This is a genomic window from Phaeobacter sp. G2, from assembly GCA_025163595.1.
In the GTDB taxonomy this organism is placed as follows: domain Bacteria; phylum Pseudomonadota; class Alphaproteobacteria; order Rhodobacterales; family Rhodobacteraceae; genus Pseudophaeobacter.
Genome location: CP104100.1, coordinates 1,747,956 through 1,770,989, shown reverse-complemented (window position 1 = coordinate 1,770,989; position 23,034 = coordinate 1,747,956). Strand labels below are relative to the sequence as shown.

18 protein-coding genes are annotated in these 23,034 nt (G+C 58.2%); 9 read left to right on the top strand and 9 right to left on the bottom strand.

From position 1 onward, the window contains the following. The first annotated feature begins 6 nt into the window (after window positions 1-6). Window positions 7-1,227 carry a glycosyl transferase gene (locus N1037_08385; GenBank protein ID UWS81015.1) on the top strand — a complete coding sequence of 407 codons (1,221 nt, stop codon included), beginning with the start codon at window positions 7-9 and terminating at the stop codon, window positions 1,225-1,227. A gap of 17 nt (window positions 1,228-1,244) precedes the next feature. On the opposite strand, the gene N1037_08380 is transcribed toward N1037_08385, so the two are convergent. Next, complete coding sequence (locus N1037_08380) at window positions 1,245-2,993, bottom strand: sugar phosphorylase (GenBank protein ID UWS81014.1); 1,749 nt, start codon at window positions 2,991-2,993, stop codon at window positions 1,245-1,247. A 405-nt stretch (window positions 2,994-3,398) separates the two neighbouring features. Here N1037_08380 and N1037_08375 point away from each other — a divergent pair, with 405 nt between their 5' ends. Further along, entirely contained in the window at window positions 3,399-4,274 is an 876-nt protein-coding gene (locus N1037_08375; GenBank protein UWS81013.1) for a hypothetical protein, read from the top strand. Between the two features lie 103 nt (window positions 4,275-4,377). Here N1037_08375 and N1037_08370 read toward each other — a convergent pair whose 3' ends face one another. After that, entirely contained in the window at window positions 4,378-4,791 is a 414-nt protein-coding gene (locus N1037_08370) for a hypothetical protein (GenBank protein ID UWS81012.1), read from the bottom strand. Window positions 4,792-4,957: 166 nt separating this feature from the next. Between N1037_08370 and N1037_08365 the strand changes: the two genes are divergently transcribed. Further along, window positions 4,958-5,947 (top strand): hypothetical protein, encoded by a 990-nt coding sequence (locus N1037_08365; protein UWS81011.1) that lies wholly within the window; start codon window positions 4,958-4,960, stop codon window positions 5,945-5,947. A gap of 191 nt (window positions 5,948-6,138) precedes the next feature. Further along, window positions 6,139-7,431 (top strand): O-acetylhomoserine aminocarboxypropyltransferase/cysteine synthase, encoded by a 1,293-nt coding sequence (locus N1037_08360; protein ID UWS81010.1) that lies wholly within the window; start codon window positions 6,139-6,141, stop codon window positions 7,429-7,431. Between the two features lie 81 nt (window positions 7,432-7,512). Here N1037_08360 and N1037_08355 read toward each other — a convergent pair whose 3' ends face one another. Next, on the bottom strand, window positions 7,513-8,229 hold the full coding sequence (locus N1037_08355) for an SIMPL domain-containing protein (protein ID UWS81009.1): 717 nt from the start codon (window positions 8,227-8,229) through the stop codon (window positions 7,513-7,515). A gap of 173 nt (window positions 8,230-8,402) precedes the next feature. Here N1037_08355 and N1037_08350 point away from each other — a divergent pair, with 173 nt between their 5' ends. After that, window positions 8,403-11,120, top strand: a complete 2,718-nt coding sequence (locus N1037_08350; GenBank protein UWS81008.1) for a hypothetical protein — start codon at window positions 8,403-8,405, stop codon at window positions 11,118-11,120. Window positions 11,121-11,309: 189 nt separating this feature from the next. Here N1037_08350 and hppD read toward each other — a convergent pair whose 3' ends face one another. After that, entirely contained in the window at window positions 11,310-12,410 is a 1,101-nt protein-coding gene (gene hppD, locus N1037_08345) for a 4-hydroxyphenylpyruvate dioxygenase (protein UWS81007.1), read from the bottom strand. Window positions 12,411-12,568: 158 nt separating this feature from the next. Between hppD and N1037_08340 the strand changes: the two genes are divergently transcribed. The 3 genes from N1037_08340 (at window position 12,569) to N1037_08330 (ending at window position 16,390) form a co-directional block, all read left to right on the top strand. After that, window positions 12,569-13,024 carry an Lrp/AsnC family transcriptional regulator gene (locus tag N1037_08340; GenBank protein ID UWS81006.1) on the top strand — a complete coding sequence of 152 codons (456 nt, stop codon included), beginning with the start codon at window positions 12,569-12,571 and terminating at the stop codon, window positions 13,022-13,024. Between the two features lie 62 nt (window positions 13,025-13,086). Then, entirely contained in the window at window positions 13,087-14,307 is a 1,221-nt protein-coding gene (locus tag N1037_08335) for a PAS domain-containing protein (protein ID UWS81005.1), read from the top strand. Between the two features lie 199 nt (window positions 14,308-14,506). Next, window positions 14,507-16,390, top strand: coding sequence for a monovalent cation:proton antiporter-2 (CPA2) family protein (locus N1037_08330; GenBank protein ID UWS81004.1), 1,884 nt, complete (start codon window positions 14,507-14,509; stop codon window positions 16,388-16,390). 87 nt (window positions 16,391-16,477) lie between these two features. On the opposite strand, the gene cobT is transcribed toward N1037_08330, so the two are convergent. After that, on the bottom strand, window positions 16,478-17,494 hold the full coding sequence (gene cobT / locus N1037_08325; protein ID UWS81003.1) for a nicotinate-nucleotide--dimethylbenzimidazole phosphoribosyltransferase: 1,017 nt from the start codon (window positions 17,492-17,494) through the stop codon (window positions 16,478-16,480). Between the two features lie 100 nt (window positions 17,495-17,594). Between cobT and cobS the strand changes: the two genes are divergently transcribed. Further along, on the top strand, window positions 17,595-18,353 hold the full coding sequence (cobS, locus tag N1037_08320; protein UWS81002.1) for an adenosylcobinamide-GDP ribazoletransferase: 759 nt from the start codon (window positions 17,595-17,597) through the stop codon (window positions 18,351-18,353). Window positions 18,354-18,433: 80 nt separating this feature from the next. Here cobS and N1037_08315 read toward each other — a convergent pair whose 3' ends face one another. The 4 genes from N1037_08315 to N1037_08300 all read right to left on the bottom strand — a co-directional run bounded on the left by N1037_08315 (window position 18,434) and on the right by N1037_08300 (window position 23,034). Further along, on the bottom strand, window positions 18,434-18,946 hold the full coding sequence (locus N1037_08315) for a CarD family transcriptional regulator (protein ID UWS81001.1): 513 nt from the start codon (window positions 18,944-18,946) through the stop codon (window positions 18,434-18,436). A gap of 331 nt (window positions 18,947-19,277) precedes the next feature. Then, entirely contained in the window at window positions 19,278-19,616 is a 339-nt protein-coding gene (locus tag N1037_08310) for a ferredoxin family protein (GenBank protein ID UWS81000.1), read from the bottom strand. Between the two features lie 64 nt (window positions 19,617-19,680). After that, on the bottom strand, window positions 19,681-20,055 hold the full coding sequence (locus N1037_08305; protein ID UWS80999.1) for an RNA-binding S4 domain-containing protein: 375 nt from the start codon (window positions 20,053-20,055) through the stop codon (window positions 19,681-19,683). Between the two features lie 6 nt (window positions 20,056-20,061). Continuing rightward, entirely contained in the window at window positions 20,062-23,034 is a 2,973-nt protein-coding gene (locus N1037_08300) for a helicase-related protein (protein ID UWS80998.1), read from the bottom strand.

Here is a 23,034-nt window from a genome sequence, read left to right as displayed (position 1 = left end):
AAACTCATGGCCGATTTCCATCAAAACGGAAACATCACAACGCTGCACAACCTGCGCACCCGGTCCGCTGATGAATTGGAGCACGAGCTTTCGGTCTTTGCCCAATCGCGAAAAATTTCACTCATTTTGCCCTGCCTGTATTCCGAACTCGAAGGTCAGGCGATGCCGCATATTCTGTCAGAACTGGCCAAGGTCAGCTATCTGCACAGGATCATCATTGGCCTGGATGCGGCCAATGAAGCCCAGTTTCGCCATGCAAAGACATTTTTCAAAGGCCTGGGCCAAAATCATATCGTGATCTGGAACGACAGCCCGCGCATGCTGGCGCTGGGGGCGCGTCTGGAGGCAATGGGGCTGGCGCCTACCGAGCAGGGTAAGGGCAAAAATGTCTGGGCCTCATTGGGCTATCTGATCGGCTGCGCCGACAGCGCCGTCATGGCGATCCATGACTGTGACATCCTGACCTACAACAAAGAAATGCTGGCCCGGCTGGTCTACCCGATGGCCAATCCAAACTTTCCCTATCAAGTCGCCAAAGGCTATTATCCGCGCATCGGTGGCAACAACATCAATGGCCGGGTGACCCGGCTGCTGGTCAGCCCTTTGCTGATTGCGCTCAACCGGGTGATCGGCAGCCGCGACTATATCGACTACCTGCGCAGCTTTCGCTATCCGCTGTCCGGCGAATTTGCCATGCGCACCTCTATCCTGCCTGACCTTCGTATCCCTTCCGACTGGGGGTTGGAAATTGGTGTCTTGTCTGAGGCCTGGAGAAACCTCGCGCCCAAAGCCGTCTGTCAGGTCGATATCAGCGATGCCTATGACCACAAACACCAATCCCTGAGCCCGGAAGAATCCAATGCCGGGTTGAACCGCATGTCCACAGATATCTGCAAAGCAATCTTTCGCAAGCTTGCCGCCGATGGAACCGTGTTTACACCCAATGTTTTTCGCACCCTAAAGGCCACCTATTATCGCTGCGCGCTTGATCTGCTCGAAGCCTATTACAACGACGCAAAAATGAATGGCCTGTCCCTTGACCGCCATGCCGAGGAAAGCGCGATCGAGCTGTTTGCGGAAAACATCATGCGGGCGGGGCAGATCTTTTTGGAAAATCCACATGAGACGCCGTTCATCCCCACTTGGAACCGCGTCCATTCTGCGGATCCGACCTTTCTGTCAGATATGACCGCAGCCGCCAAGGCGGATGAGGCTGAGTTTCAGTAGGCCTTAGGGTCAGGACGCTAACCCCGATTGGTGATCCAGCGACATTGGTAAGGGGCCAGGGTAATGGCCTCCTGCATCATATCAATCTGCTCACCGGTCAGCAGATCCACCCAGGGCTCATCATCAATCAGGTTCATCGACATATGCGGCACCTGTGCCGGCTGATTGCTGACATTGTGCAGGGCAAAGATGGATTGATGGCGGTCAAGGCTTTGACGCCAAACGCCAAAGACTGCGTTGTCCAGCGGCATGGTGAACTGGGTGGCATTGGGGTGAAAGGCGGGTTGTTTGGATCGGACCTGCAAACGGTGTGACAATGCCGCAAGAACGCGTGCCTGTACCGACGTGGGATCATCCAACAAGGCGTTCAGCCTGGGGTAGTCCCAGCGATGACGGTTGATCGCGCGGTTCATGCCGCGCCGTTCGACCTGAGCGTGATCATTCGGCGTTGCCAGCATGGAATGAATATAAAAGGCGGGGATGCCTTCCAATGACATCACGATGGTCTGTGAGCACAGAAACCGGTCCAGGTGATAGGCGTCCGCCCCGGAAAATGTCTGCCCGGTTGCCTCGTAAAAGGTGGTATTGATCTCATAGGGGGCCTCGCCCCCACCCGGCAGGGCCCGCATGGACACAAGCCCACCGATGTCCTTGATCGTTTTGATCATCTTGGCCTGTTCCGGCTCTGGCAGGATGCCCTCAACCGGGCGCATGCCGATGCCATCATGGCTGGCGGTGAAATTCAGATAGGCACATCCCAGCTGGGCTGGTGGCATGCCGCTTTGCCAGCGACGCAGGTACTGTGCAGACCCGGACATCACAGCATGCAGGATCAGCGGCGGCAGCGGGAAGTTATAGATCGCGTGGGCTTCGTTGCGATTGCCAAAATAGCTCAGATTTTCGGCCTTGGGCACATTGGTTTCCGTGAGCAGAATTATGGTCTCAACCGCATAGTCACACAGCAGCCGCATCAGTTGCACGATGGCATGGGTCTGCGGCAGATGGATCGAACTGGTGCCGACCTCTTTCCACAAGAAGGCCACCGCATCCAGTCGGATGATGCGCACGCCGTTGTCCACATGCAGCCGGATGATGCGCAAAAACTCCAACAAGACCTCGGGGTTGCGAAAATCCAGGTCGATCTGATCATGGCTAAAGGTGCACCAGACATGGCGGGGGCCGTCCACGGTCTCGACCTCCTGCAACAGCGGGGTGGTGCGTGGACGGACAACGCTGCTCAGGTCATCTTTGGGGGAGGCCTCAAAAAAGAAACCGTCAAAGGGGGATTGCCCCTGTCGGTAGCTATTGAACCAGGCGCCCTGACTGGAGACATGGTTCAAAACCAGATCCGACATCAGATGAAAATCTTCGCTGATGCGGTTGATGTCCGGCCAGTCTCCCAGCTGCGGGTTTACCGCCCTGAAATCCGAAACAGCAAAGCCGTCGTCAGAGGTGAAGGGAAAGAAGGGCAAAATATGCACGCCATTGACCAGGCCTTTCATGCGACGCAGCAGAAAGTCATGCATCAGATCCAGGGGTTTGTGAGCGCCGTCCAGGATCGAGTTGCCATAGGTTATCAGCAGCGCGTCCCGTTCGGTCCATAGGTTGTTGCTGGGCAACCGCCCGCGCTTACGCGGCTGTTGGTTCTCTGGCCAAAACGCATCCATGATTTTGTCCACCAGAAGACTGGCGTCCTGATCAGGATAGATGGTCTTCAGGAGCGTCGTGAGCCGGGTGGTGAAAGTGCGTGTCTTGACTGTGTGCATAGGGAAAGAAAATCTGAAAACCGGCGAGACACAAGCCCATCCATTGGTTTTGAGACCTGTCACGGCCACGCGGCGGCCAAAGCGCTGCCTGCTCTACAGTTTTTATCCCGATCGCCCATAATTTGACCACTTTATGCGCAAGACTTAAGCCGAACCGTGATGGCCACGCAGCAAGGACAAGGAAACCCCCAGCAGCGCTGACGGTGGCACGGCCTATTCTACCAGTGTCCCATGGCAGATCGGGTGATACCATCAAAGGGCAGCGCAGGAGCATGTCCTCTCGCCCCCCCCTGTCTCTGCCCTCCGTTTCCGCCCCCTGTCATCGCGCCCAGCAGATCATTTGACCTATATAGCCCAGAGGAGTAAGCCTGAGGCAATTCGAGCAGACAAGAGATAGGCGACCCGATGCAGGTCATTTTTCATTGCGGTGCACATGGAACCGAAGAGGACCGTCTGCTCAAGACCTTGCTGCGTAACAAAGACCGCTTTCGCCTGCACGGCACCGTTGTACCCGGCCCAGGCAAATACCGCTATTTGCTCAAAGATTGTATGGCGGCGCTGCAGGACGGTCAGGCCACAACGGAAGCACGGGATGTGTTGTGGGATGCGATCCTGGAAGAAGAACAGGCAGACAGAGTCCTGTTGTCCAATGCCAATTTCTTTGGCTCGCAGCGTCAATCAATCGAGGGCAGCCAGTTTTATCCAGAAGCAGAGGCGCGGCTTTTGTCCCTGCAGCACCTGTTCGCACAGGACAAACTAGAACTGTACATCGGACTGCGAAACCCGGCGACCATTCTGCCGGGCCTGCTTGAAAACGCCCACCCCGATCGCAAGGCTCAGGTGCTGAGCAACCTTGACCCTTATCACCTGCGGTGGTCAGATCTTCTGACGCGCCTGCGACGCGCCGTTCCCCAAGTTTCTCTCACCGTTTGGTGTTTTGAAGATATGCCTCTGATCTGGGCGCAGATCATCCGTGACATGTCCGGGCTGGAAATGAACCAGCGTCTGGATGGTGGCATGGATTTACTGTCGACCATCATGAGCCGCGAAGGCATGCGGCGACTGCGCCAGTATCTGGCACAGCACCCTGATATGTCAGAGACGCAACAGCGGCGGGTCATGGCAGCTTTTCTCGACAAATATGTGCGCGAGGACGAGTTGGAAGAGGAGATCGATTTACCTGGCTGGAGTGAAGCCCTGATTGAATCGGTCACCGCCCTCTACGAAGAAGACATGCGAATCGTCCAGCGCATCCCCGGTGTGACGATGATCACCCCCTAATCCGGCCTCCTTGCACTCCAGCCCCCTCAGCCCGCCCTGGCCAACCGTCTCACCGGCCTTCTGCTCAGCCTTTTGCGGCAAACAATGGGACACATCTCGCTGTCTAAGGTGAAATCGGTTGTCCTAACCGGTTAACCTCGAGCGTTTCCATCGTCATGTCATCATAAAACACATCAATGGTAATCTGCTGGATAGAGCCCAGGGGAAAAGTACCATAGGGCAGCCCATCTTCTGGCAGGATGGCATTGGGGGCGGCCTGATCTTCATGACAGGGCGGCATCGGCCAGGTCACCGGCTCGGCGCCGTTGACGCCGATGCGCATACCGTTCAAGCCACAGCGCCAGGACCACAGATGCGTAACATAGAGCAGATCCTGCCCCTCATATTCGCGCACGGACACCCAATTGGCCTTGGTGACCGACAAAATGGGCTTAACCTCTGCGGCTGTGGTAAAAGGCGCCGATGAGGCCCCGACGGGCAGGCCTGCTCCCCACAGCGACAACATAATAACAGACATAATTCTTCGCATAAAAAACCTCACTTAACTGATACAAACAAGTCGCGCTCCTGGCCAAAGGCCCCTCAAATTTGGGGATTTCCTTTTGCCCAAAGCCCATATTGAATATAGACCATAAAATACCCAAGCCCCAACCGCTCGCAAGAGGCGGAAGACAGGAAATACAATGGCGCAGCAGTCTTTCAACGTCATGATCATCGGCCAGGCGGGGCGCCTGCAGTACGAGGCGCTGCTGTTTGCCGCCTCCCTGCGCCACAGCTGCCCCAACTTTTCCGGTCGTTTGTTTGTCGCGGTACCGCAGCCAGGGCCGCTTTGGCAAAAAGATCCCAGCATTCACAACGCCGGTGTACTAGAGGCCTTTGCCCGGCTTGGGGTCGAAATCCTGCCGTTTGAAAACAAGATTTTTGGTCAGAGCTATCCCTATGGCAACAAGATCGAGGCGCTGCAGGCCATGCCCGAGGGCGAGCCGTTTGTGTTTTTTGACAGCGACACGCTGATCACCGGCGACCTGGAAGCGGTTCCCTTTGACTTCAATCGCCCCTCTGCCTCGATGCGGCGCGAAGGCACCTGGCCCAAGCCAACGCTTTATGGGCCCGGCTATACGGACATCTGGCGCTCTCTTTACGACCGGTTTGGACTGGACCTTGATCCAACACTGGATCTGGAACAACCGGATGAATTCTGGAAACGCTACCTTTACTTTAATGCCGGCTTTTTCTACGGCACCTGCCCGCGCGCCTTTGGCAAACGATTTGCGGTCTACGCCCAGTCCATCCTGAAGGATCCGCCAATTGAGCTGGTCGGCCAGTCGCTGGATCCCTGGCTGGATCAGGTTGCACTGCCCCTGGTGATCCACTCCTTTGGCGGCGGTCGCGACGCCCTGCCTGCGGGCTACCTGGACGGGGAAACCAGTTGTCACTACCGGCTGTTCCCGCTGCTCTATGCCCGCGAAAGCGACGCAGTGATTGACCTGCTGGAAACGGTGGCTGCGCCAAACTGGATCAAGAAGGTTTTGAAAACCTATGAGCCGATCAAGCGGCTTGTTTATCAAAACCGGGGTGCCCGGGTACGGGCGCTGTTTGATCAGGATCACCTGCCCCGGCGCGAACAGGCCATTCGCAACAAAATCAAATCCGAAGGCCTGTGGCTGCGCTAACAGGCTGGCCACTTGTGGTCTGGCCTCATTCCCAACCCAAAAGCCAGGTTGCCGAGGGTCAGGTCCCTAGAACGATTTCCCACGCGCTGCTCTTTGCCAGTTTGTTTGTTCCAATTTGCCACGCCTGCGTTGTACCGGCGGGCAAGCTGTCCTAAACATTTGGTAAGAAAACTGATGAGGGAGAAAACCAGATGAGTGATGCACCAGCCTATGGCTTTGACACATTGCAGATCCACGCAGGCGCCAAACCGGACCCGGCAACCGGCGCCCGTCAAACACCGATCTACCAGACAACCGGCTATGTCTTTCGCGATGCCGATCACGCCGCTGCCCTGTTTAACCTGCAGGAAGTTGGCTTTATCTACTCACGCCTGACCAACCCAACCGTCGCTGTGCTGCAAGAACGCCTGGCAACACTGGAAGGCGGCGTTGGCGCAGTCTGCTGCTCATCTGGCCATGCGGCACAGATCATGGCGCTGTTCCCGCTGATGGCGCCCGGCTGCAATGTCATTGCATCGACGCGACTGTATGGTGGCACCGTCACCCAGTTCAGCCAGACCATCAAACGCTTTGGCTGGTCGGCAAAATTTGTCGATACCGATGATCTGGAGGCCGTCGCAGCCGCAATCGACGAAAACACTCGCGCGGTGTTCTGCGAATCCATCGCCAACCCCGGCGGCTATGTCACCGATGTGCGCGCGCTGGCCGATGTGGCAGATGCCGCTGGTGTGCCGCTGATCGTCGACAACACCACCGCCACGCCCTATTTGTGCAACCCAATTGCCCAAGGCGCCACTCTGGTTGTGCACTCCACCACCAAGTACCTCACCGGCAATGGCACCGTCACCGGCGGCGCGATCATAGACAGCGGCACCTTCGACTGGTCCGCCAGCGACAAGTTCCCCTCCCTTTCGGCGCCAGAACCCGCCTATCATGGGCTCAAATTCCACGAGACCTTTGGCGGCCTGGCCTTTACCTTCCACGGTATCGCCATCGGGCTGCGTGATCTGGGTATGACCATGAACCCGCAGGCGGCGCATTACACCTTGATGGGCGTTGAAACCCTGTCGCTGCGGATGCAGCGCCATTGTGAAAACGCAATGACCGTGGCCAGCTGGCTGGAACAGGACGACCGGGTTGATTATGTGACCTACGCCGGCCTGGAAAGCTCGCCTTATTACGAGCGCGCCCAGGCGAACTATCCCAAAGGCGCGGGTGGTTTGTTCACCTTTGCGGTCAAGGGCGGCTATGACGCCTGCATCAAACTGGTGGATTCCCTGGAGATCTTCAGCCATGTGGCAAACCTCGGCGACACCCGTTCGCTGATCATTCACTCTGCCTCCACCACCCACCGTCAGCTGTCCCCGGAACAGCAGGAGGCCGCAGGCGCGGGCGCCAATGTGGTGCGGATTTCCATCGGCCTGGAAGACGCCGCTGATCTGATCCGCGATCTGGACCAGGCCCTGACCAAAGCCTGCGGCTGACCCCAAAGGCCCATCTGTAAAACAACAAAAAGGCCGGGTGTTTACCCGGCCTTTTTGGTTTCAAACCTGGCAGAGCCGCGGTTATTCGGTTGGCACCACCAGGTCAAACACCACCTGCACATTGTGCGAAAAGCTCAGCTCGCCCGCCTCGATCGGCATGGCACCGCTGCGCGACATCTCCATTGCCATCATCGGGCGGCCACCGCCATGATCCTGATCGGTGATGGTGCGAACCGGCCCCAGGGTGACCCCGGCAGCCGCCGCCAGCTGTTCAGCCTTGTGGCGGGCATCCGCAACGGCGCTTGCGCGCATCTGGTCCTGTAGCAGCGCGTGATCCGCCACATCAAAGCGCAACCCCTGGAACTGATTGGCACCGGCGCGCAGCACCCGGTCAAGCACCTCGCCGAGTTGATCGAGATCGCGCACCCGCAAATTCACCGTATTGGCGGCCAAAAACCCGGTGATCCGCCGCTCTCCCGAACTGTTATAAGAACCGCCATTGGACCAGACCGGCTGCAGCGAGATCTGCTGAGTCTGCAGGTCCTTATCCGCAATGCCAACGGCCCGCAGCTCTTGCACGACGGCGAACATATCTTCAGAGACCAGCGCCATGGCTTCGCCTGCTTCCTTGGCCTCTTTGCTGACCCCCAGCGTGATCACCGCCAGATCCGGCGCCACCTCAACCCGGCCCTCGCCGCTGACCAGAATCTGCCGATCGGTGCCCGTGTCTGCCTTGAGCGCAGTGCCCAAAGTTAGCGCCATTGCCAGGGCGGTTACCAAAACTGTCTTTGTTTTCATTGTGAAGTCTCCTTTGCTTTGCCCTAAGATGGGGACGGCAGATCGCCGCTGACAAGGGGAAAGCGCGCTCTTTTCCTTTCACTCGGCGATGTCCTGCTTTATGGTCTGCTCTGACGGCCTGAAAGGACTCCTCGCGGTCCGGGCACTACAGATTTGGATGGTTTGACCGCATTATGAAACCGGAGTTTGCTCTTTCTCTTTCCGCAGAGGGTATTGTTCTGCTGCATCGTGCAGCCGGAGGTTGGCGAAATGTCGGCACTGTGTCGCTCGACAGTGCTGATTTGACAGCAGATCTTGCTGCGCTCAAAGCCAAGGGAGACGCCCTGGCGCCCGAGGGGCTGTGCAAACTAATCATCCCCAATGAGCAGATCCGCTATCTTACCATTGAGACTGGCATTTCCGATCTGGAAAGTCGGCGCCGCCTGGCCCGCGCCGCTTTGGAAGGCGCCACGCCCTATGCGGTGTCGGATTTGGCTTTTGACCTGTCTGAGGACGGCGACCAAACCCATATTGCCGCCGTCGCCTATGAGACCTTGGCTGAGGCCGAAAGCTTTGCGCTGGAAAATGGCTTTGCGCCCGCTTCCTTTGTGGCCATCCCTGGTGAAAGTGGTTTTCTCGGAGAACCCTTTTTTGGCGCAGTCCCCTCGCTGGGCGAAACTGAGATCACACCTGATGGGATCGTTGTTGTGGACATCGGTCCAGCTGCGATCCCAGACCCCACCCCCGCCGAACCGGTTGAAAAACCCGCCCAAAAAAATGACGCACCTAAGGCCGCAAAGGATCAGGTGGCGGCTGAGCCGACGCTGCCCAAGGCACCCGCCGCTTTGGAGCCGGACAGCGCCCAGCCCGATTTGGATGAGGATGTCGATTCAGACGCCGAGGACAGCGGTCCTATTGCCGGATTTACCAGCCGCCGCAGGAAGTCACCGCAGGCCAAAGGCTCAGAGGCTGCAAAACCTGCATCTGCAAAAAAACCATCTGACAAATCCGCAGCGCCATCGCCCGGCAAGCCTGCCCCCTCTGTTGTCGCAGCAGCACCTGTAACCACACAGGCACCAAAACCGGGCCCCAAACAGGCCGCAGCCACAGCGGCCAAGCCTGTCGCTGCGCCCGCTGGAAAATCCCCAACCACAGCAGAGCCGACAAAGTCTGCTGGCCATGCCCAGTCTGCCGGTCCCGTCCCAGAGACCGGCGCCCCCGCGGTGCACAGCCCAGCTGCCCCAGCCGGAGCACAGGCCGCGGCCAGTCCAAAGTCGACCAGCCCAAGCGCTGCCAGTTCAGGTTCGGCCAGTTCAAGTTCAGCCAGTGTTAAACCTGTCGCCACTGCCCCTGGAAAAACTGCAAAACCCACAGGGTCAACCAGTGCACCAGCCGCCCCTGCCACTGTTCACCCCAATGCCCCAACCATCAGCGGCGCGGCTGCACAGGCGGCGAACAGTCTCAACAGCTCGGTTGACGATAAACCGGGCACCATAAAGGGCAAGCCACGCTTCCTGGGGTTGATCCTGACGGCAGGGCTTTTGTTGGCCATGGCCGCGATTGCGGCTTTTGCGATGTTCTCCGAAGGCGGGTTGTTCTTTTCCTCCGAACGCCCGCCGCTGGAACAAAGCCTTGATACCCCGCTGGCGCCCCCCGCTGCTGGCTCCACCGATCAAGATCCGGCCCTTGCGGAAACACCGCCGACCGGCACCAATGCCGAACCAGCCAGCCCAGTGGATATTCCCATAAGCGAGGTAGAAACCGAGCCAGACAGCATCGCCCCACAGGTGAGCGCGATACCAAGCCACCCTGACCCAGGCGTTGTGGAGTTGGACGATCAAGCCGAGCCTTTTGAGACCACCAGCCTTGACCCTGCCGGCGCCGAAATCGACACCCCATTGGATGCAAGCACGGGCCAGCCCGTGCTTGATGCGTTAGAAGGGGAGGCTGCCGATCCGGACCAAAGCGACGCGCTGAGCGAAGCCGCGCTCTACGCCGCCACTGGAATCTGGCAGCAGGTTCCCCAGATCGCAGAGGCCCCTGCACTGGTGTCTTTGGATGACATCTATGTCGCCTCTATCGACAATAGCGATCTGTCCCAGGATGCCGTCGCCCTGCCCCAGGCACCGCTGTTGACCAGCGATCCCGAGCCAGACGCGCTCAGCTCCCCGGCGGCAGCGGGTAGCGACTTTGACCTCGACCACCAGGGCCTGGTGACAGCAACACCCGAAGGCACACTCAACCCGGATGGCATCATGGTCTATCTCGGGCGCCCAAGCGTCGTCCCCCCCCCGACCCCGGCCCGCACAGCCCCCGAAGATGCTGGGGAAGCCGCCGAAAATGCCCGCCTGGCAAGCCTGTCGCTGAAACGGCCCCGCCCGCGCCCCTCCGATCTGCTGGAACGGGCAGAACGCGCACTTTTGGGAGGGCTCAGCCGCGCCGAGCTTGCCCGGGTTCGCCCCCGCGCCCGTCCTGCCAGCCTGAAGACGGAAGAACAGGAAAACCAGCCTGTCAGCGCTTTGGCTATTGCCACGTCAAAAGCGCCGCGGGATCGGCCTGCGAATTTTGCCAATCTGGTGGATCGTGCCACCCGGCAGCGTGCCACAACAACCGCCACGACAACGGCGGCGGCAGTAGCGCCGCAATCCGTTACCCCCAGCATTCCCAGCTCTGCCTCAGTGGCGCGCCAGGCAACAGTCACCAATGCCATCAACCTGCGGCGGGTAAACCTGATTGGTGTCTCCGGAAAACCGTCTAACCGCCAAGCCCTGGTTCTGATGCCCAGTGGTCGGACCCGCCAGGTCCGGGTTGGCGATCGGCTGGATGGTGGCACCGTGGTAGCCATCAGCGAAAGCCAATTACAGTATCAAAAGCGCGGCACAAATAAGACACTGAAGCTGCCCGGAAATTAACCACCTGCAGGCAGATCCAAAGACAGGGCATTGACGACGGCCCCTCACCTGTCGTTTGCCAGTCCCATCCCTTGGCGCGCAGGTCACATCAGGTCGGCCAGTTCGCCACAGCAAAACCGCTGACATAAAAAGTGCCGGACCTCCCTAAGGCCCGGCACTTTTGTGCGCATTTCTGTTGGGGCTTAAACCCTATTCAGCGGCGTCCAGCTCTCCGTTGGCGATCTGTTCGCGTTCGATCGATTCAAACAGCGCCTTGAAGTTTCCTTCGCCAAATCCATCGTCCCCTTTGCGCTGAATGAACTCGAAAAAGATCGGGCCAATCACCGTCTTGGAGAAAATTTGCAGCAAGATTTTGGTCTCGCCACCATCTACGACGCCCTCGCCATCAATCAGAATGCCATGTTTCTGCATCCGCTCCAGCGGTTCATCATGGCCCTTCACCCGGTCGTGGCTCAGCTCATAGTAGGCCGCAGGCGGTGCAGGCATATAGGTGATGCCACGATCAGAAATCTCATCCGTGGCGCTATAGATGTCCTCGGTTCCAACCGCGATATGCTGAATGCCCTCGCCTTTGTATTTCTTGAGATAAGCAACAATCTGGCCGGTCTCGCCGCGATCTTCGTTGATAGGAATACGGATACGACCACAGGGAGAGGTCAGCGCCCGGCTCAGCAGCCCGGTAAACTTGCCCTCGATGTCAAAGAAACGGATTTCCTTGAAGTTGAACAGCTCGCCGTAGAACCTGAACCACTTGTCCATATTGCCTTTGTAGACATTGTGCGTGAGGTGATCGAGGTAGTAAAAGCCAACGCCGCGTGGTTTTGACTGTTTGGTCCACTCGAATTCCCCATTGTAGGGCGAGGTCTCATAATACTGGTCGATAAAATAGATCAGCGAGCCACCAATGCCTTTGATCGCGGGCACATCCATGGTTTTGTCGTCGCCGTCATAAGCTTCGGCCCCTTTTGAAACCGCGTGTTCAAAGGCCTTTTGTGCATCGACAACACGCCATCCCATGGAGGGGGCACAGGGCCCATGTTCGGCAACAAACTTGTCAGCATAGCTGCCTTTTTCCGCATTCAGGATATAGGTGATATCCCCCTGCTGCCACAGTTCGATGCCCGGTTTTGTCTTGTGATGACCGACCTGTTCATAGCCCATCTTGGTGAAAAGATCCCGCAACTCCTGCGGTTCAGGGCTGGCGAACTCGACAAACTCAAAGCCATCGGTGCCAGCGGGGTTTTCATCGCTGATCACGGATTTCGGGGCGTTATGCGGAAATGGACCCATGCTGGTTTCCTTCTTTAGTCGCGTGATGCGGGCTAGATTTCTGTTCTCGATCATAATACCGCAAATGAAATGCATATTTCGCGCGTTCTTTGTATTCCTATTGCCTTTCCGCGCGAGAACTTCGCGCCTAATGTGATAAAAACAGGAAAAACCCGCATATGCTAGATTCAACAGACACCAAACTGCTCGCCGCCTTGCAAAAGAACGCACATCTTACCGCACAGGAGTTGGGAGAGCTGCTGAACCTGTCGCCCAGTCAGGCCGGGCGGCGGCGACAGCGGCTAGAATCAGAGGGCTATATCCAAGCTTACTGCGCCCGACTGGACCCGGCAAAACTGGGATTGACCGTTCAGGGGTTCGTGCATGTGAACCTTGGCAGCCACGGGCCGGAACAATCCCAAAGCTTTAGCCGCCTGGTCAGCACCCGACCCGAGATTACCTCAGCCTGGACCATGACAGGCGAGGCAGACTATCTATTGCGGGTTTATTGCAGCGACTTACAGGCGCTCAATCAGCTCATCCATGAAATTCTATTGCCGCATCCTGCCGTCGCCAGAGTGCAAAGCCAGATCGTAATGGCACAGTTAAAACGTGATGCGCCTTTGCCAACTTAATAATAATGGAAGGTTTTGATTTTATAGATTTTGACTGTATCTTTATGAAGTGGAGCGCCTCCTTGTCCTTTGTAGACCGTCGCATAGAAGCCCGACCCTCGACCGGTGAAGCCCCCTTCGCCCTGAACGAGGTTTTCTTTTCACGCACCGATGACCGTGGGGTGATCCAAGCCGGAAACTACGTCTTCAAGCGCGTAGCAAACTACGAATGGGAAGATCTGATCGGTTCGCCCCATAAGATCATCCGCCATCCGGATATGCCAAAGGGTGTTTTCCAACTGTTTTGGGATACTCTGAAAGCAGGCGACAGCATGGGGGCCTACGTCAAGAACAAGGCCAAGGATGGGCTGTACTACTGGGTCTTTGCAGTGGTGGTCCCCTGCCAGGGCGGATATCTCTCGGCGCGGATTTCCCCCAGCAGCGCCTTGTTTGATGAGATTAGAGCCATTTATAATGAGATGCGCCAGGCTGAACTCAACGAAGGAGTGAGCGCGGAAGACAGCGCTGAAAAGATGCTGGAGTGGATTCGAAAGAAAGGTTTTGAAAACTACCACCAGTTCGCCACCCATGCCCTGAGCGAAGAGCTTTTGTCCCGCGATGTCGGACTGGAGCGCCCGAAAGATCCCAAAATCGCGGATCTGCGCAGAATGATGGCAAACGCCGAAACCCTCGTTGAAGAAACCCAAGGTCTGGTCAAAGATTTTGACGCTATGCACACGATTCCGCATAATTTGCGGGTGATTGCATCGCGGATTGAACCCTCGGGTGGGCCGGTCACGGTCCTGTCGCAGAACTATGGTGCGATGTCGCGCGAAATGTCCGACTGGTTTGAAGCACATGTGATGGGGGAAAACAGCAACTTCAACACCATCAAGCTGGCCGTTACCAACAGCCTGTTTGTCGAAGGCATGGCGCGCATTCTGAACGAATGTGATGCGCAACTCCAAACCGAAAGACGCGGCCTGGGCGACATCGACATGGCCGCAGAGCGCAAAATCCTGAACCAACTGGTCACAGAGGAAACAGACCGGGCCCGCAAAGGCGTCGAGGAAGTCGACCTTGAGGCCGAGCGCATCATGCGGGCCTGCCAGGTCATGCACCGACAATTCCTCGGGCTCAGCTCCACCCGGGTCCTGTGTAAGATCGAAAGCGCCCGCCTCCCGGAATCCGGTGAAACGCTCTCTGACATCATCGACCAGCTTGGGGTCTTCCAGGAACGCATCTCGCGCCGTCTGGACGTAATCACCAAACTCAGCAATGAGATTCGGCAAATGGATCAATAGGCAGCGGCTGACCTGCACTGGCAATCGCCAGAGCGTCGAAACCAAAGCGCGGCGGCACGGGGAAACCTGGCCGCCGTTTCCCATTGAGCCCCCGATCTCCCGGCTCCCAAGCGCCCGGTAAAGCGCAGCAGCAATATGACCCACTCAAAATGCTGCTAAAACCGTTGCCAAGGTGCAAACCGCTTGCGATACCAGTTGTATGGACGCATTTCTGTATCAGGCAACAATCTATCTCGCTGCTGCTGTTATCGCCGTTCCCCTGGCCTCGCGTCTCGGGCTTGGGTCGGTTCTGGGCTATCTGGCTGCCGGCATTATCATAGGCCCGGTGCTTGGGCTGGTCGGGGCTGAAACCCAAAATCTCCAACATGTTGCGGAATTTGGCGTCGTAATGATGCTGTTTCTCATCGGGTTGGAGCTTGACCCGCGGGCGCTCTGGGCGATGCGGCATAAACTGATCGGGCTGGGCGGCTTACAGGTCCTGCTCAGCACTCTGGCACTTATGGTCGCCGCCCTTATTGCCGGCGAGACCTGGCAGGTCAGCCTGGCCGTTGGCCTGACGCTGTCGCTATCCTCGACTGCGATCGTGCTGCAGACGCTTTCAGAAAAAGGCCTGATGCAGACCGGTGGCGGGCGGTCCTCCTTTTCGGTGCTGTTGACCCAGGATATTGCGGTCATTCCAATTCTGGCGCTTCTACCGCTTCTTGCCATCAAGAACGGACCACAGTTAGGCTCGGATGGCTCCATTGAGCGGGCAGAAGTCGCAGGCCATATGGCTGCGGCCCATGACGGGCTTTCCTTGGTTGCTGGTCTGCCAGGATGGGCCGTGACCCTGACCACCCTTGGCATGATCGGCGTCATCGTGCTGGCTGGCATCTATCTGACCCAGCCCCTGTTCCGCTTTATCCATGCGACCAACCTGCGTGAGATGTACACTGCGCTAGCCTTGCTCATTGTGGTTGGGATCTCCTTCTTGATGACCCTGGTTGGGCTCTCCCCAGCGCTGGGCGCATTTTTGGCGGGCGTGGTTCTGGCCAACTCCGAATTCCGCCATGAATTGGAAAGCGATCTCACCCCCTTCAAGGGGCTGTTTTTAGGATTGTTCTTTATTACGGTTGGGGCCGGGATCAACTACCGGCTGCTGTTGGCCAACTTCGGAGACCTGCTGGGCCTGGCTCTTTTGGTGATCCTCGCCAAGGGCACAATCCTGTTCTTTGTGGGTCGCGCCTTTGGTCTCAGACGGCGCAATCATTGGCTTTTCACCCTCAGCCTGGCGCAGGCGGGTGAATTTGGGTTTGTCCTGCTTGCCTTTTCCCGCCAACAAGGCGTCATCCCCGAACCATTGGCCGAAAAGCTGCTGCTTGTAATTGCCCTGTCGATGCTGATCACCCCGCTGTTGTTCATTTTGTATGATATGTTGTCTCACTTCATGGGCGAGCAAGGTGTCGAACAGGAACCTGATGAGATTGACGAACAAGGACCCGTTATCATCGCCGGAATTGGCCGCTTTGGGCAGATCGTCAACCGGCTGGTGCGCGCCAGCGGTTTCAAGACCGTGCTGCTGGACAATGACATCCGCGCAGTGCAGCTGATGCGTCGTTTTGGGGTCAAAAGCTTCCTCGGCGACCCCACACGGCCCGAGTTGCTCAAGGCAGCAGGCATCGCCAAAGCCCATGTGCTGGTGGTGGCGCTGGACGACCCCGAAAAGACTGTCACCATGGTCGCCTATGTGCGGCGCACCTACCCGGATCTGCACATCATTGCCCGGGCCTATGACCGCAACCATGTCTTTGAACTGTATAAGGCCGGCGCCGATGACATCGTGCGGGAAATGTTTGACAGCTCCTTGCGGGCCGGGCGCTACGTGTTGGAAAAAATCGGCCTCAGCGAATATGAAGCGGCCCAGGCCGAGCAGACTTTTTATGCTCACGACCGTCTTACGGTGCGCGAGCTCGCCTCGCTGTGGAAACCCGGAACACCTGCCAGTGAAAATCAGGCCTATATCGCCCGCGCCCGCGAACTGGAAAAGGATCTGGAAACCGCCCTGTTGGAGCTGGCCGAGAAAAAAGATCAAAGCAAATCTTGATCTGACCGCCATATCGAGCCGACAAAACAAAAGCCCCGAAGTCAGCTTCGGGGCTTTGCTGTTCGCTCGCCTTTCATGCAGCAGCAATCAGCCGTCTGAAACGCCTGCTTCTGCAAAGGTCGCCATGCCGCTGTGACAGGCGATTGCGCCTTTCAAAACCTGAATGGCCAACGCCGCCCCAGAGCCTTCACCAAGACGCAGACCCAGCGCCAAAAGCGGCTCTTTACCCAGCTCTTTCAGCAGGGCAGGATGGGCGTTTTCAGCGCTTTGATGCCCTGCAATGGCATGATCCAAAGCGCCATCACAGCTGCGCTGCAAACAGGCGGCGGCAGCACAACAGATAAATCCATCAAGAATAACCGGAATATGCAGCAGCCGTGCCGCAGCAATTGCGCCGGCCATGGCCGCAATCTCGCGCCCCCCCAGACAACCGAGCGCATCCAGGCCATCTTTGATTGCAGCGCCATGCAGCGCCACGCCTTCGGTGACGACACGGGTTTTATTGGCCAGCCCGGCGTCATCAACCCCAGTGCCGCGCCCGGTCCAGTCTGCGGGTTCGCCGCCAAACAGGGCAAAGGCCAAAGCCGCCGCTGGGGTGGTGTTGCCAATCCCCATTTCACCAACCACCAATAGATCCGCTGTTGGGTCAACAGCATTCCATCCGGCCTGCAAGGCGGCCAGCAGCTCTGCCGCGTCCATCGCTGGGGCTTGGGTGAAATCCTGCACTGGATTGTCCAGATCAAGCGCATGAACATCCATCCGCGCACCTGCCAGTTTGGCCAGCTGATTAATTGCCGCGCCGCCATGTTCAAAATTGATCACCATCTGGGCCGTCACCTCGGAGGGAAAGGCTGACACCCCCTGGGCGGTGACACCGTGGTTGCCGGCAAAGACAATAACCTGGGGCGATTTGATCTCGGGGCGATCGGTGCCGCGCCAGCCGCCATACCAGATGGCGAGATCTTCCAGTCGGCCCAAAGCCCCGGGAGGCTTGGTCAGCTGCCCGTTGCGGGCGGCAGCCGCGTCGATGGCGGTCTGATCCGCACCCTTGGCCTGCGCCAGCAGGGAGCGGAAATCATCAAGGGAAGTCAGAGATGGCAGCATGTAAAGCCTCGTTGCATCTGGGCGGCGGACGCGCGTAAATCAGGGTCCAATCTGTTTAGCGGCTCAAAACTGCTTCGCAAGTCCCGCAAGAGGCTCACACATGCGAAAAAACGACATATCTTTGGTGGACATCCCACTGGCGCTGGTCCTGTTGACCCGGCTGCCCCTGCCGCAACTGGCAAGCAGCAGTTTTCAGCGCCAATCCCGGGCGGTATGGGCCTTTCCGCTGGCGGGGCTTGCGGTGACCCTGCCCGCCTGCATGGCGGCCTATGTGGGCCAGGCCCTGGGCCTGTCTGCGGCGCTAGCTGCTGGGCTATTTTTGATGGTTCAGGTCCTGCTGACAGGGGCGATGCACGAAGACGGGCTGGCGGATTGCGCCGATGGGTTTTGGGGCGGCTTCGCGCCCGCACGGCGGTTGGAGATCATGAAAGACAGCCAGATCGGCAGCTATGGCGTGCTGGCACTGGTTTTTGCCATTGGCCTGCGCTGGCACGCCCTGTCGCTGCTGTTGGAGCTGGGACAGAGCTGGAGTGCGCTGGCTATTGCCCTGCTCAGCCGTGCAATGATGCCCATGCTGATGGTCTGGCTGCCCAATGCCCGCCAGTCCGGCCTATCGCAAAGCGTCGGCCGCCCGTCCCGGCGGGCCACTGCCCTTGGTCTTGGCCTCGCTGTTGCACTGGCGCTGCCCTTGCTCGGGCTTGTCAGCCTTGCCGTTGCCGCGCTGCTTGCCTTGTTGACCCTAGGATTGGGTCTGGTGGCCCGCACCAAGATCGGCGGGCAGACCGGCGATGTGCTGGGCGCCTGCCAGCAGGTCAGTGAAATTGCCGGATTGCTGATGCTGGCGACCCTCTTCAGCTAAGCTGAGGCCAAGACAGCAAAAAGCCCGCAACCAAGGTCACGGGCTTTAAAATCTCTGAGTTCTTGAACAGCTGACGCCGATCAGGCCGCAACGCGAGAGGTCAGAACGTCCCCGACCTGTTTCGCGGCCAAGATTTCATCGCCACCGGCAACAGCCGCGACTTCGCGGGTCAGGCGCTCAAGCGCGGCCTCATAGAGCTGACGCTCTGAATAGCTTTGCTCACGCTGGTCATCGGTACGGTGCAGATCGCGCACCACTTCGGCAATGGCAATCAGATCACCAGAGTTGATCTTTTGCTCATATTCCTGCGCCCGGCGAGACCACATGGCGCGTTTGACCTTGGCCTTGCCTTTGAGGGTTTTCATCGCCTGATTGATCACATCCGGCGAGCTGAGCGAGCGCATACCCACTTCGATGGCCTTGTTGGTTGGCACCCGCAGGGTCATCTTGTCCTTTTCAAAGGTGATCACGAAAAGCTCCAGCGCAAAGCCGGCTACTTCCTGCTCCTCAACCGAGATGATCTGTCCAACACCATGGGCCGGATAAACCACATATTCGTCGGGACGGAATGCGAGCTTCTTCGATTTTGTCATACAGGTCTTTCCTTACGCTAGAGGCCGGGCAGCGCCAGAGGCAACTATCCGACACAACAACGGCAACGCTATCGCCCCTGAACTGCATCGCAGGTCAGACGCTCTATCGTCACCGTGGGTCAATCCCCAGGCCGCGCGCTACATCAAAAATGCCACGCGAGATGGGTTTCATTTTCATATACATCTGTGCAGACCATATCACAAAATGCCCCCCTTCGAAAGACGAGGGGAGCCCTGTTCCTGCCAATCGCAGGTGAAAATCACCGTTTTCAGGTGGTTTTCGGCAAAAAACTGGTCGTGCTTTTCAGCCGGCCCCGAGATTCGGAGACGCTTACCCGCCCTCGCCGGGGGCCTCGGAGAAGTATTTCTCAAGCTTGCCCTCTTCGCCGTCACGCTCTTCAGCGTCCGGCATCGGGTCTTTTTTGGAGACAATCACCGGCCACATCTCAGAGTATTTGCGGTTGAACTCCACCCATTTATCCATGTCTGGCTCGGTGTCTGGGCGAATGGCATCGGCCGGGCATTCCGGTTCGCAAACACCACAGTCGATGCATTCATCCGGGTGGATCACCAGGGTGTTTTCCCCCTCGTAGAAACAATCTACCGGGCACACCTCTACACAATCGGTGTATTTGCAGGCGATGCAGTTATCCGTAACGACGTAGGTCATGCGGGCTTTGTCCCATTTGCTGTTTGGCAAGTAGCTAGTTCAGACTCGCTTCATCTTCAAGATGTCACGTGAAGTCCTGTTGCCTGGAAAGGTCAAGCGCCCTGCGAGATTTCTTGTCAGGCCGCCCTTTTCCCTCAAATCGCGGATTTGCAGGCAAGATGTCCTGTTTTGGCGTCTTATCAAGATAAAGCGCCTGCGCCTCGGGGGCGGGTCCGCGGCGGGTGCCGATGGCGACAACTTCGACCACCCGAATCTGTCGTCCCTGTGGAAAGCTCAGAACATCACCCGAGGTGACGCTCTGAGCCGTTTTTGTGATCTTAGCGCCGTTCAGGCGAAGATGTCCGGCGCTGATCTGTTTGGCGGCCAGGCTGCGGGTTTTGAAGAACCGCGCATGCCAGAGCCACTTGTCGACCCGGATTTTCTCCGCCTTTGGCTGCATCCGGGATCAGTCGCCTTGCTTCAGCCCCATCAGAGCTGCCGCAAAGGGGTTGTCCGGATCGATCTGCTTTTCTTTCTTTGGAGGCCGGGCGGAATAGGTCTTGCTGCCCTGTTGTTGCGGACGACCTCCCTTTTTACCACCGGTTTTGCCAGCCGGGCGCCCACCGGGCTTGCCGCCACTGCGCTCACCCGAGCGACCCTGACCGCGCGGTTTGCCACCGCGACGCTCCTGGCCATCCTGTCCAGCAGCAGCTTCGGCGTTTTGGCTAGCACCGCCACCCTGGCCACGACGCTGGCCACGGTTGCCACCGCCCTGACGGGCGCGACCACCCCAAGCGAAGGTATAAAAGACCTCCATCTCGGCTGGGGTTTCGACAGAATCTTCAGCAGGCGCGTCAGCCGGAGCATCTGCGGCTGCGTCGGCGGTCTCTGCTTTGGCCTCCTCGACAGGTGCCTCCTCTGGCGCAGCGGGGGCCTCTTCAGCAGCCTCAGCTACAGGCGCGTCCTCAGGTTTGGCCTCCACCTCAACGGCAGGCGCCTCTTCAGACTTGGCTTCCGCCTCTTCGGCAGGAGCAGCCTCTTTGGGCGCTTCGGGGGCCGCTTTGACCTTGGCCCGTTCGCCTTTTTCGGCGCGATAGCCCAGACCCTGCATCAGATCGGCAAATTGCTCCAGCGTCATGCCGGTGATCGACAACATATCCGCCTTGGCTTCAAAGCCACCGCGGCTGTCTTCGGCGCGCAACATATCAGCCAAACGCTCCAGCATGTCGATGCGGATCATCCGCTCGCCCGCTTCGCGGTAGCCGGCCATGGTATCGTAGCCCTGCGGCGCATCCTTGGCGGCAGGCACGGTGACCAGACCGGGAGGCGGCGCTTCGGGGAATTCCTGCACGCCATTGGCAAGCGACCACAGCACCAGACGCAGACGCGTTGGCGCGGGTTTCAGTAGCAGCGGCATGAAGATGGTGAACTGGCCAAATCGAATACCGTGTTTACGCAGTGCGCCACGGGCCTCTTGATCCAGATCTTTGACTTCCTGCATCACGGTGTGACGCGGCAGCAGGCCCAGACCTTCGACCAGACGGAAGGCAAAGCCACGGGCCAGACCTGTCAATTCTTCGTCTTTTTGCAGATTGATCAGCGGTTCAAACAGCGCCTGCACCTTGCGAGAGATGAAATGCTGCAGGCGGCGTTCAACCTTTTGTGCAACATCCGCACCAGCGGCGTCATCCACAAAGACCTCAACCATCGGGTTGAGCGGATCAGCACCCGCCACCAGTTTACCAACGGCAGCGTCGCCCCACATCAGGCCACCCTGTTCGGTGAAGTCGATCTCGGTATCGGGTGCATTATAAAACCGGTCTGCGCGCAAATGGAATTGCGGCGCCAGCGCTTGCAGCGAGGCAGACTTTAATGTCTTTGCCTCGGCTCCTTGTGCGCTTTTATCCGGGGTAAACCGGAACCCGTCCAACCGTCCGACAAATTCGCCTTCGACGGTCACTTCACCCTTGTCATTCACTTCGGCCAAAAGGGCCTCCTTCTGTTTGAGCCGCCGCAGAAGCACGGATGTGCGCCGGTCCACAAATCTTTGAGTCAAGCGCTCGTGCAGCGCATCTGACAACCTGTCTTCTACAGCGCGAGTCACGCCACGCCAATGGCTTTCGTCACGCAGCCAATTTTTACGCTGAGAGACATAGGTCCAGGTACGAATAAAGGCCAGACGCTTGGAAAGTGTGTCAATATCGCCATCCGTGCGGTCTATCCGCTTGATCTGACGGGCCAGCCAGTCGTCGGGAACCACGCCACCGCCGTGCAAATATTCAAAAATACCGCCAATCAGCGCCGCATGTTCCCCATGGGAGATGCCGCGAAAGTCGGGAATACGACAAACGTCCCACAGCAGGCGCACCGATTGCGCATTGGTTGTGCGCGAAATTATGCCGCTGTCGCGCGACAGGTATTTCAATGCGCCCAGGTCATCTGCTTCGCGGGCGCGCACCAGCACCTCATCCTGTGGCGATGATTCGAGCGAACGGATCAGGGCCTCAACCGTCCCAAACTGCAGATCTGTCGACCGCCAGTTGAGCTTTTTCAATGGCGTAAAGCGGTGTTCCATGATGGCTTCAGCCACCTCATCTTCCAGCGGCCGTGCATCCCCGGTGACGCCAAAACTGCCGTGGCTCATACCGCGCCCGGCCCGCCCGGCAATCTGCGCCAGCTCGTTTGGTGCCAGAGGGCGCATGCGCCGCCCGTCAAACTTGGATGTCGCGGAAAAGGCCACATGGTCGATATCCAGGTTCAGCCCCATACCAATGGCATCTGTCGCCACCAGATAATCGACCTCACCGTTTTGGTAGAGCTCGACCTGGGCATTGCGGGTGCGCGGAGACAGCGCCCCCATAACAACCGCAGCCCCGCCTTTTTGCCGCTTCAACAGCTCGGCAATAGCGTAGACATTATCAACCGAGAAACCAACGATGGCGGTGCGCGGTGGCATCCGGCTGATTTTCTTGGAGCCACCATAGACCAGTTCGGACATCCGCTCGCGACGCAGAAACTCCACCTCTGGCACCAGCGCCTTGATCGGCCCGCGCATGGTATCGGCGCCCAGAAACAAGGTTTCATTGGTGCCACGAGAGTGCAGCAACCGTTCGGTAAAGACATGGCCGCGCTCGGGATCGGCACAAAGCTGAATTTCGTCAATCGCCAGGAAATCACAGCCCATGCCCGGCGGCATCGCCTCAACCGTGCAGATCCAGTATTTTGCCCGGGGCGGCACGATGCGCTCTTCGCCGGTGACCAGTGCCACCACCGAGGGGCCGCGAATGGCGACGATTTTGTCATAGACCTCGCGCGCCAACAGCCGCAGGGGAAAGCCCATGATGCCGGTGCGATAGCCCAGCATCCGTTCAATCGCGTAATGTGTTTTGCCGGTATTTGTCGGCCCCAAAACCGCCAAGATCCGCGATGCGCCTGCCAT

What these genes read in the sequence shown, in the direction of transcription:
- N1037_08360 (UWS81010.1), top strand. Translation starts at nt 6,139, where the DNA reads ATGAGTGATGCACCAGCCTATGGCTTTGACACATTGCAGATCCACGCA.
- N1037_08305 (UWS80999.1), bottom strand. Translation starts at nt 20,055, where the DNA reads ATGCAGCCAAAGGCGGAGAAAATCCGGGTCGACAAGTGGCTCTGGCAT.
- N1037_08310 (UWS81000.1), bottom strand. Translation starts at nt 19,616, where the DNA reads ATGACCTACGTCGTTACGGATAACTGCATCGCCTGCAAATACACCGAT.
- N1037_08300 (UWS80998.1), bottom strand. Translation starts at nt 23,034, where the DNA reads ATGGCAGGCGCATCGCGGATCTTGGCGGTTTTGGGGCCGACAAATACC.
- N1037_08315 (UWS81001.1), bottom strand. Translation starts at nt 18,946, where the DNA reads ATGACAAAATCGAAGAAGCTCGCATTCCGTCCCGACGAATATGTGGTT.
- N1037_08370 (UWS81012.1), bottom strand. Translation starts at nt 4,791, where the DNA reads ATGTCTGTTATTATGTTGTCGCTGTGGGGAGCAGGCCTGCCCGTCGGG.
- hppD (UWS81007.1), bottom strand. Translation starts at nt 12,410, where the DNA reads ATGGGTCCATTTCCGCATAACGCCCCGAAATCCGTGATCAGCGATGAA.
- N1037_08355 (UWS81009.1), bottom strand. Translation starts at nt 8,229, where the DNA reads ATGAAAACAAAGACAGTTTTGGTAACCGCCCTGGCAATGGCGCTAACT.
- N1037_08340 (UWS81006.1), top strand. Translation starts at nt 12,569, where the DNA reads ATGCTAGATTCAACAGACACCAAACTGCTCGCCGCCTTGCAAAAGAAC.
- cobT (UWS81003.1), bottom strand. Translation starts at nt 17,494, where the DNA reads ATGCTGCCATCTCTGACTTCCCTTGATGATTTCCGCTCCCTGCTGGCG.
- cobS (UWS81002.1), top strand. Translation starts at nt 17,595, where the DNA reads ATGCGAAAAAACGACATATCTTTGGTGGACATCCCACTGGCGCTGGTC.
- N1037_08350 (UWS81008.1), top strand. Translation starts at nt 8,403, where the DNA reads ATGAAACCGGAGTTTGCTCTTTCTCTTTCCGCAGAGGGTATTGTTCTG.
- N1037_08330 (UWS81004.1), top strand. Translation starts at nt 14,507, where the DNA reads ATGGACGCATTTCTGTATCAGGCAACAATCTATCTCGCTGCTGCTGTT.
- N1037_08385 (UWS81015.1), top strand. Translation starts at nt 7, where the DNA reads ATGGCCGATTTCCATCAAAACGGAAACATCACAACGCTGCACAACCTG.
- N1037_08375 (UWS81013.1), top strand. Translation starts at nt 3,399, where the DNA reads ATGCAGGTCATTTTTCATTGCGGTGCACATGGAACCGAAGAGGACCGT.
- N1037_08380 (UWS81014.1), bottom strand. Translation starts at nt 2,993, where the DNA reads ATGCACACAGTCAAGACACGCACTTTCACCACCCGGCTCACGACGCTC.
- N1037_08365 (UWS81011.1), top strand. Translation starts at nt 4,958, where the DNA reads ATGGCGCAGCAGTCTTTCAACGTCATGATCATCGGCCAGGCGGGGCGC.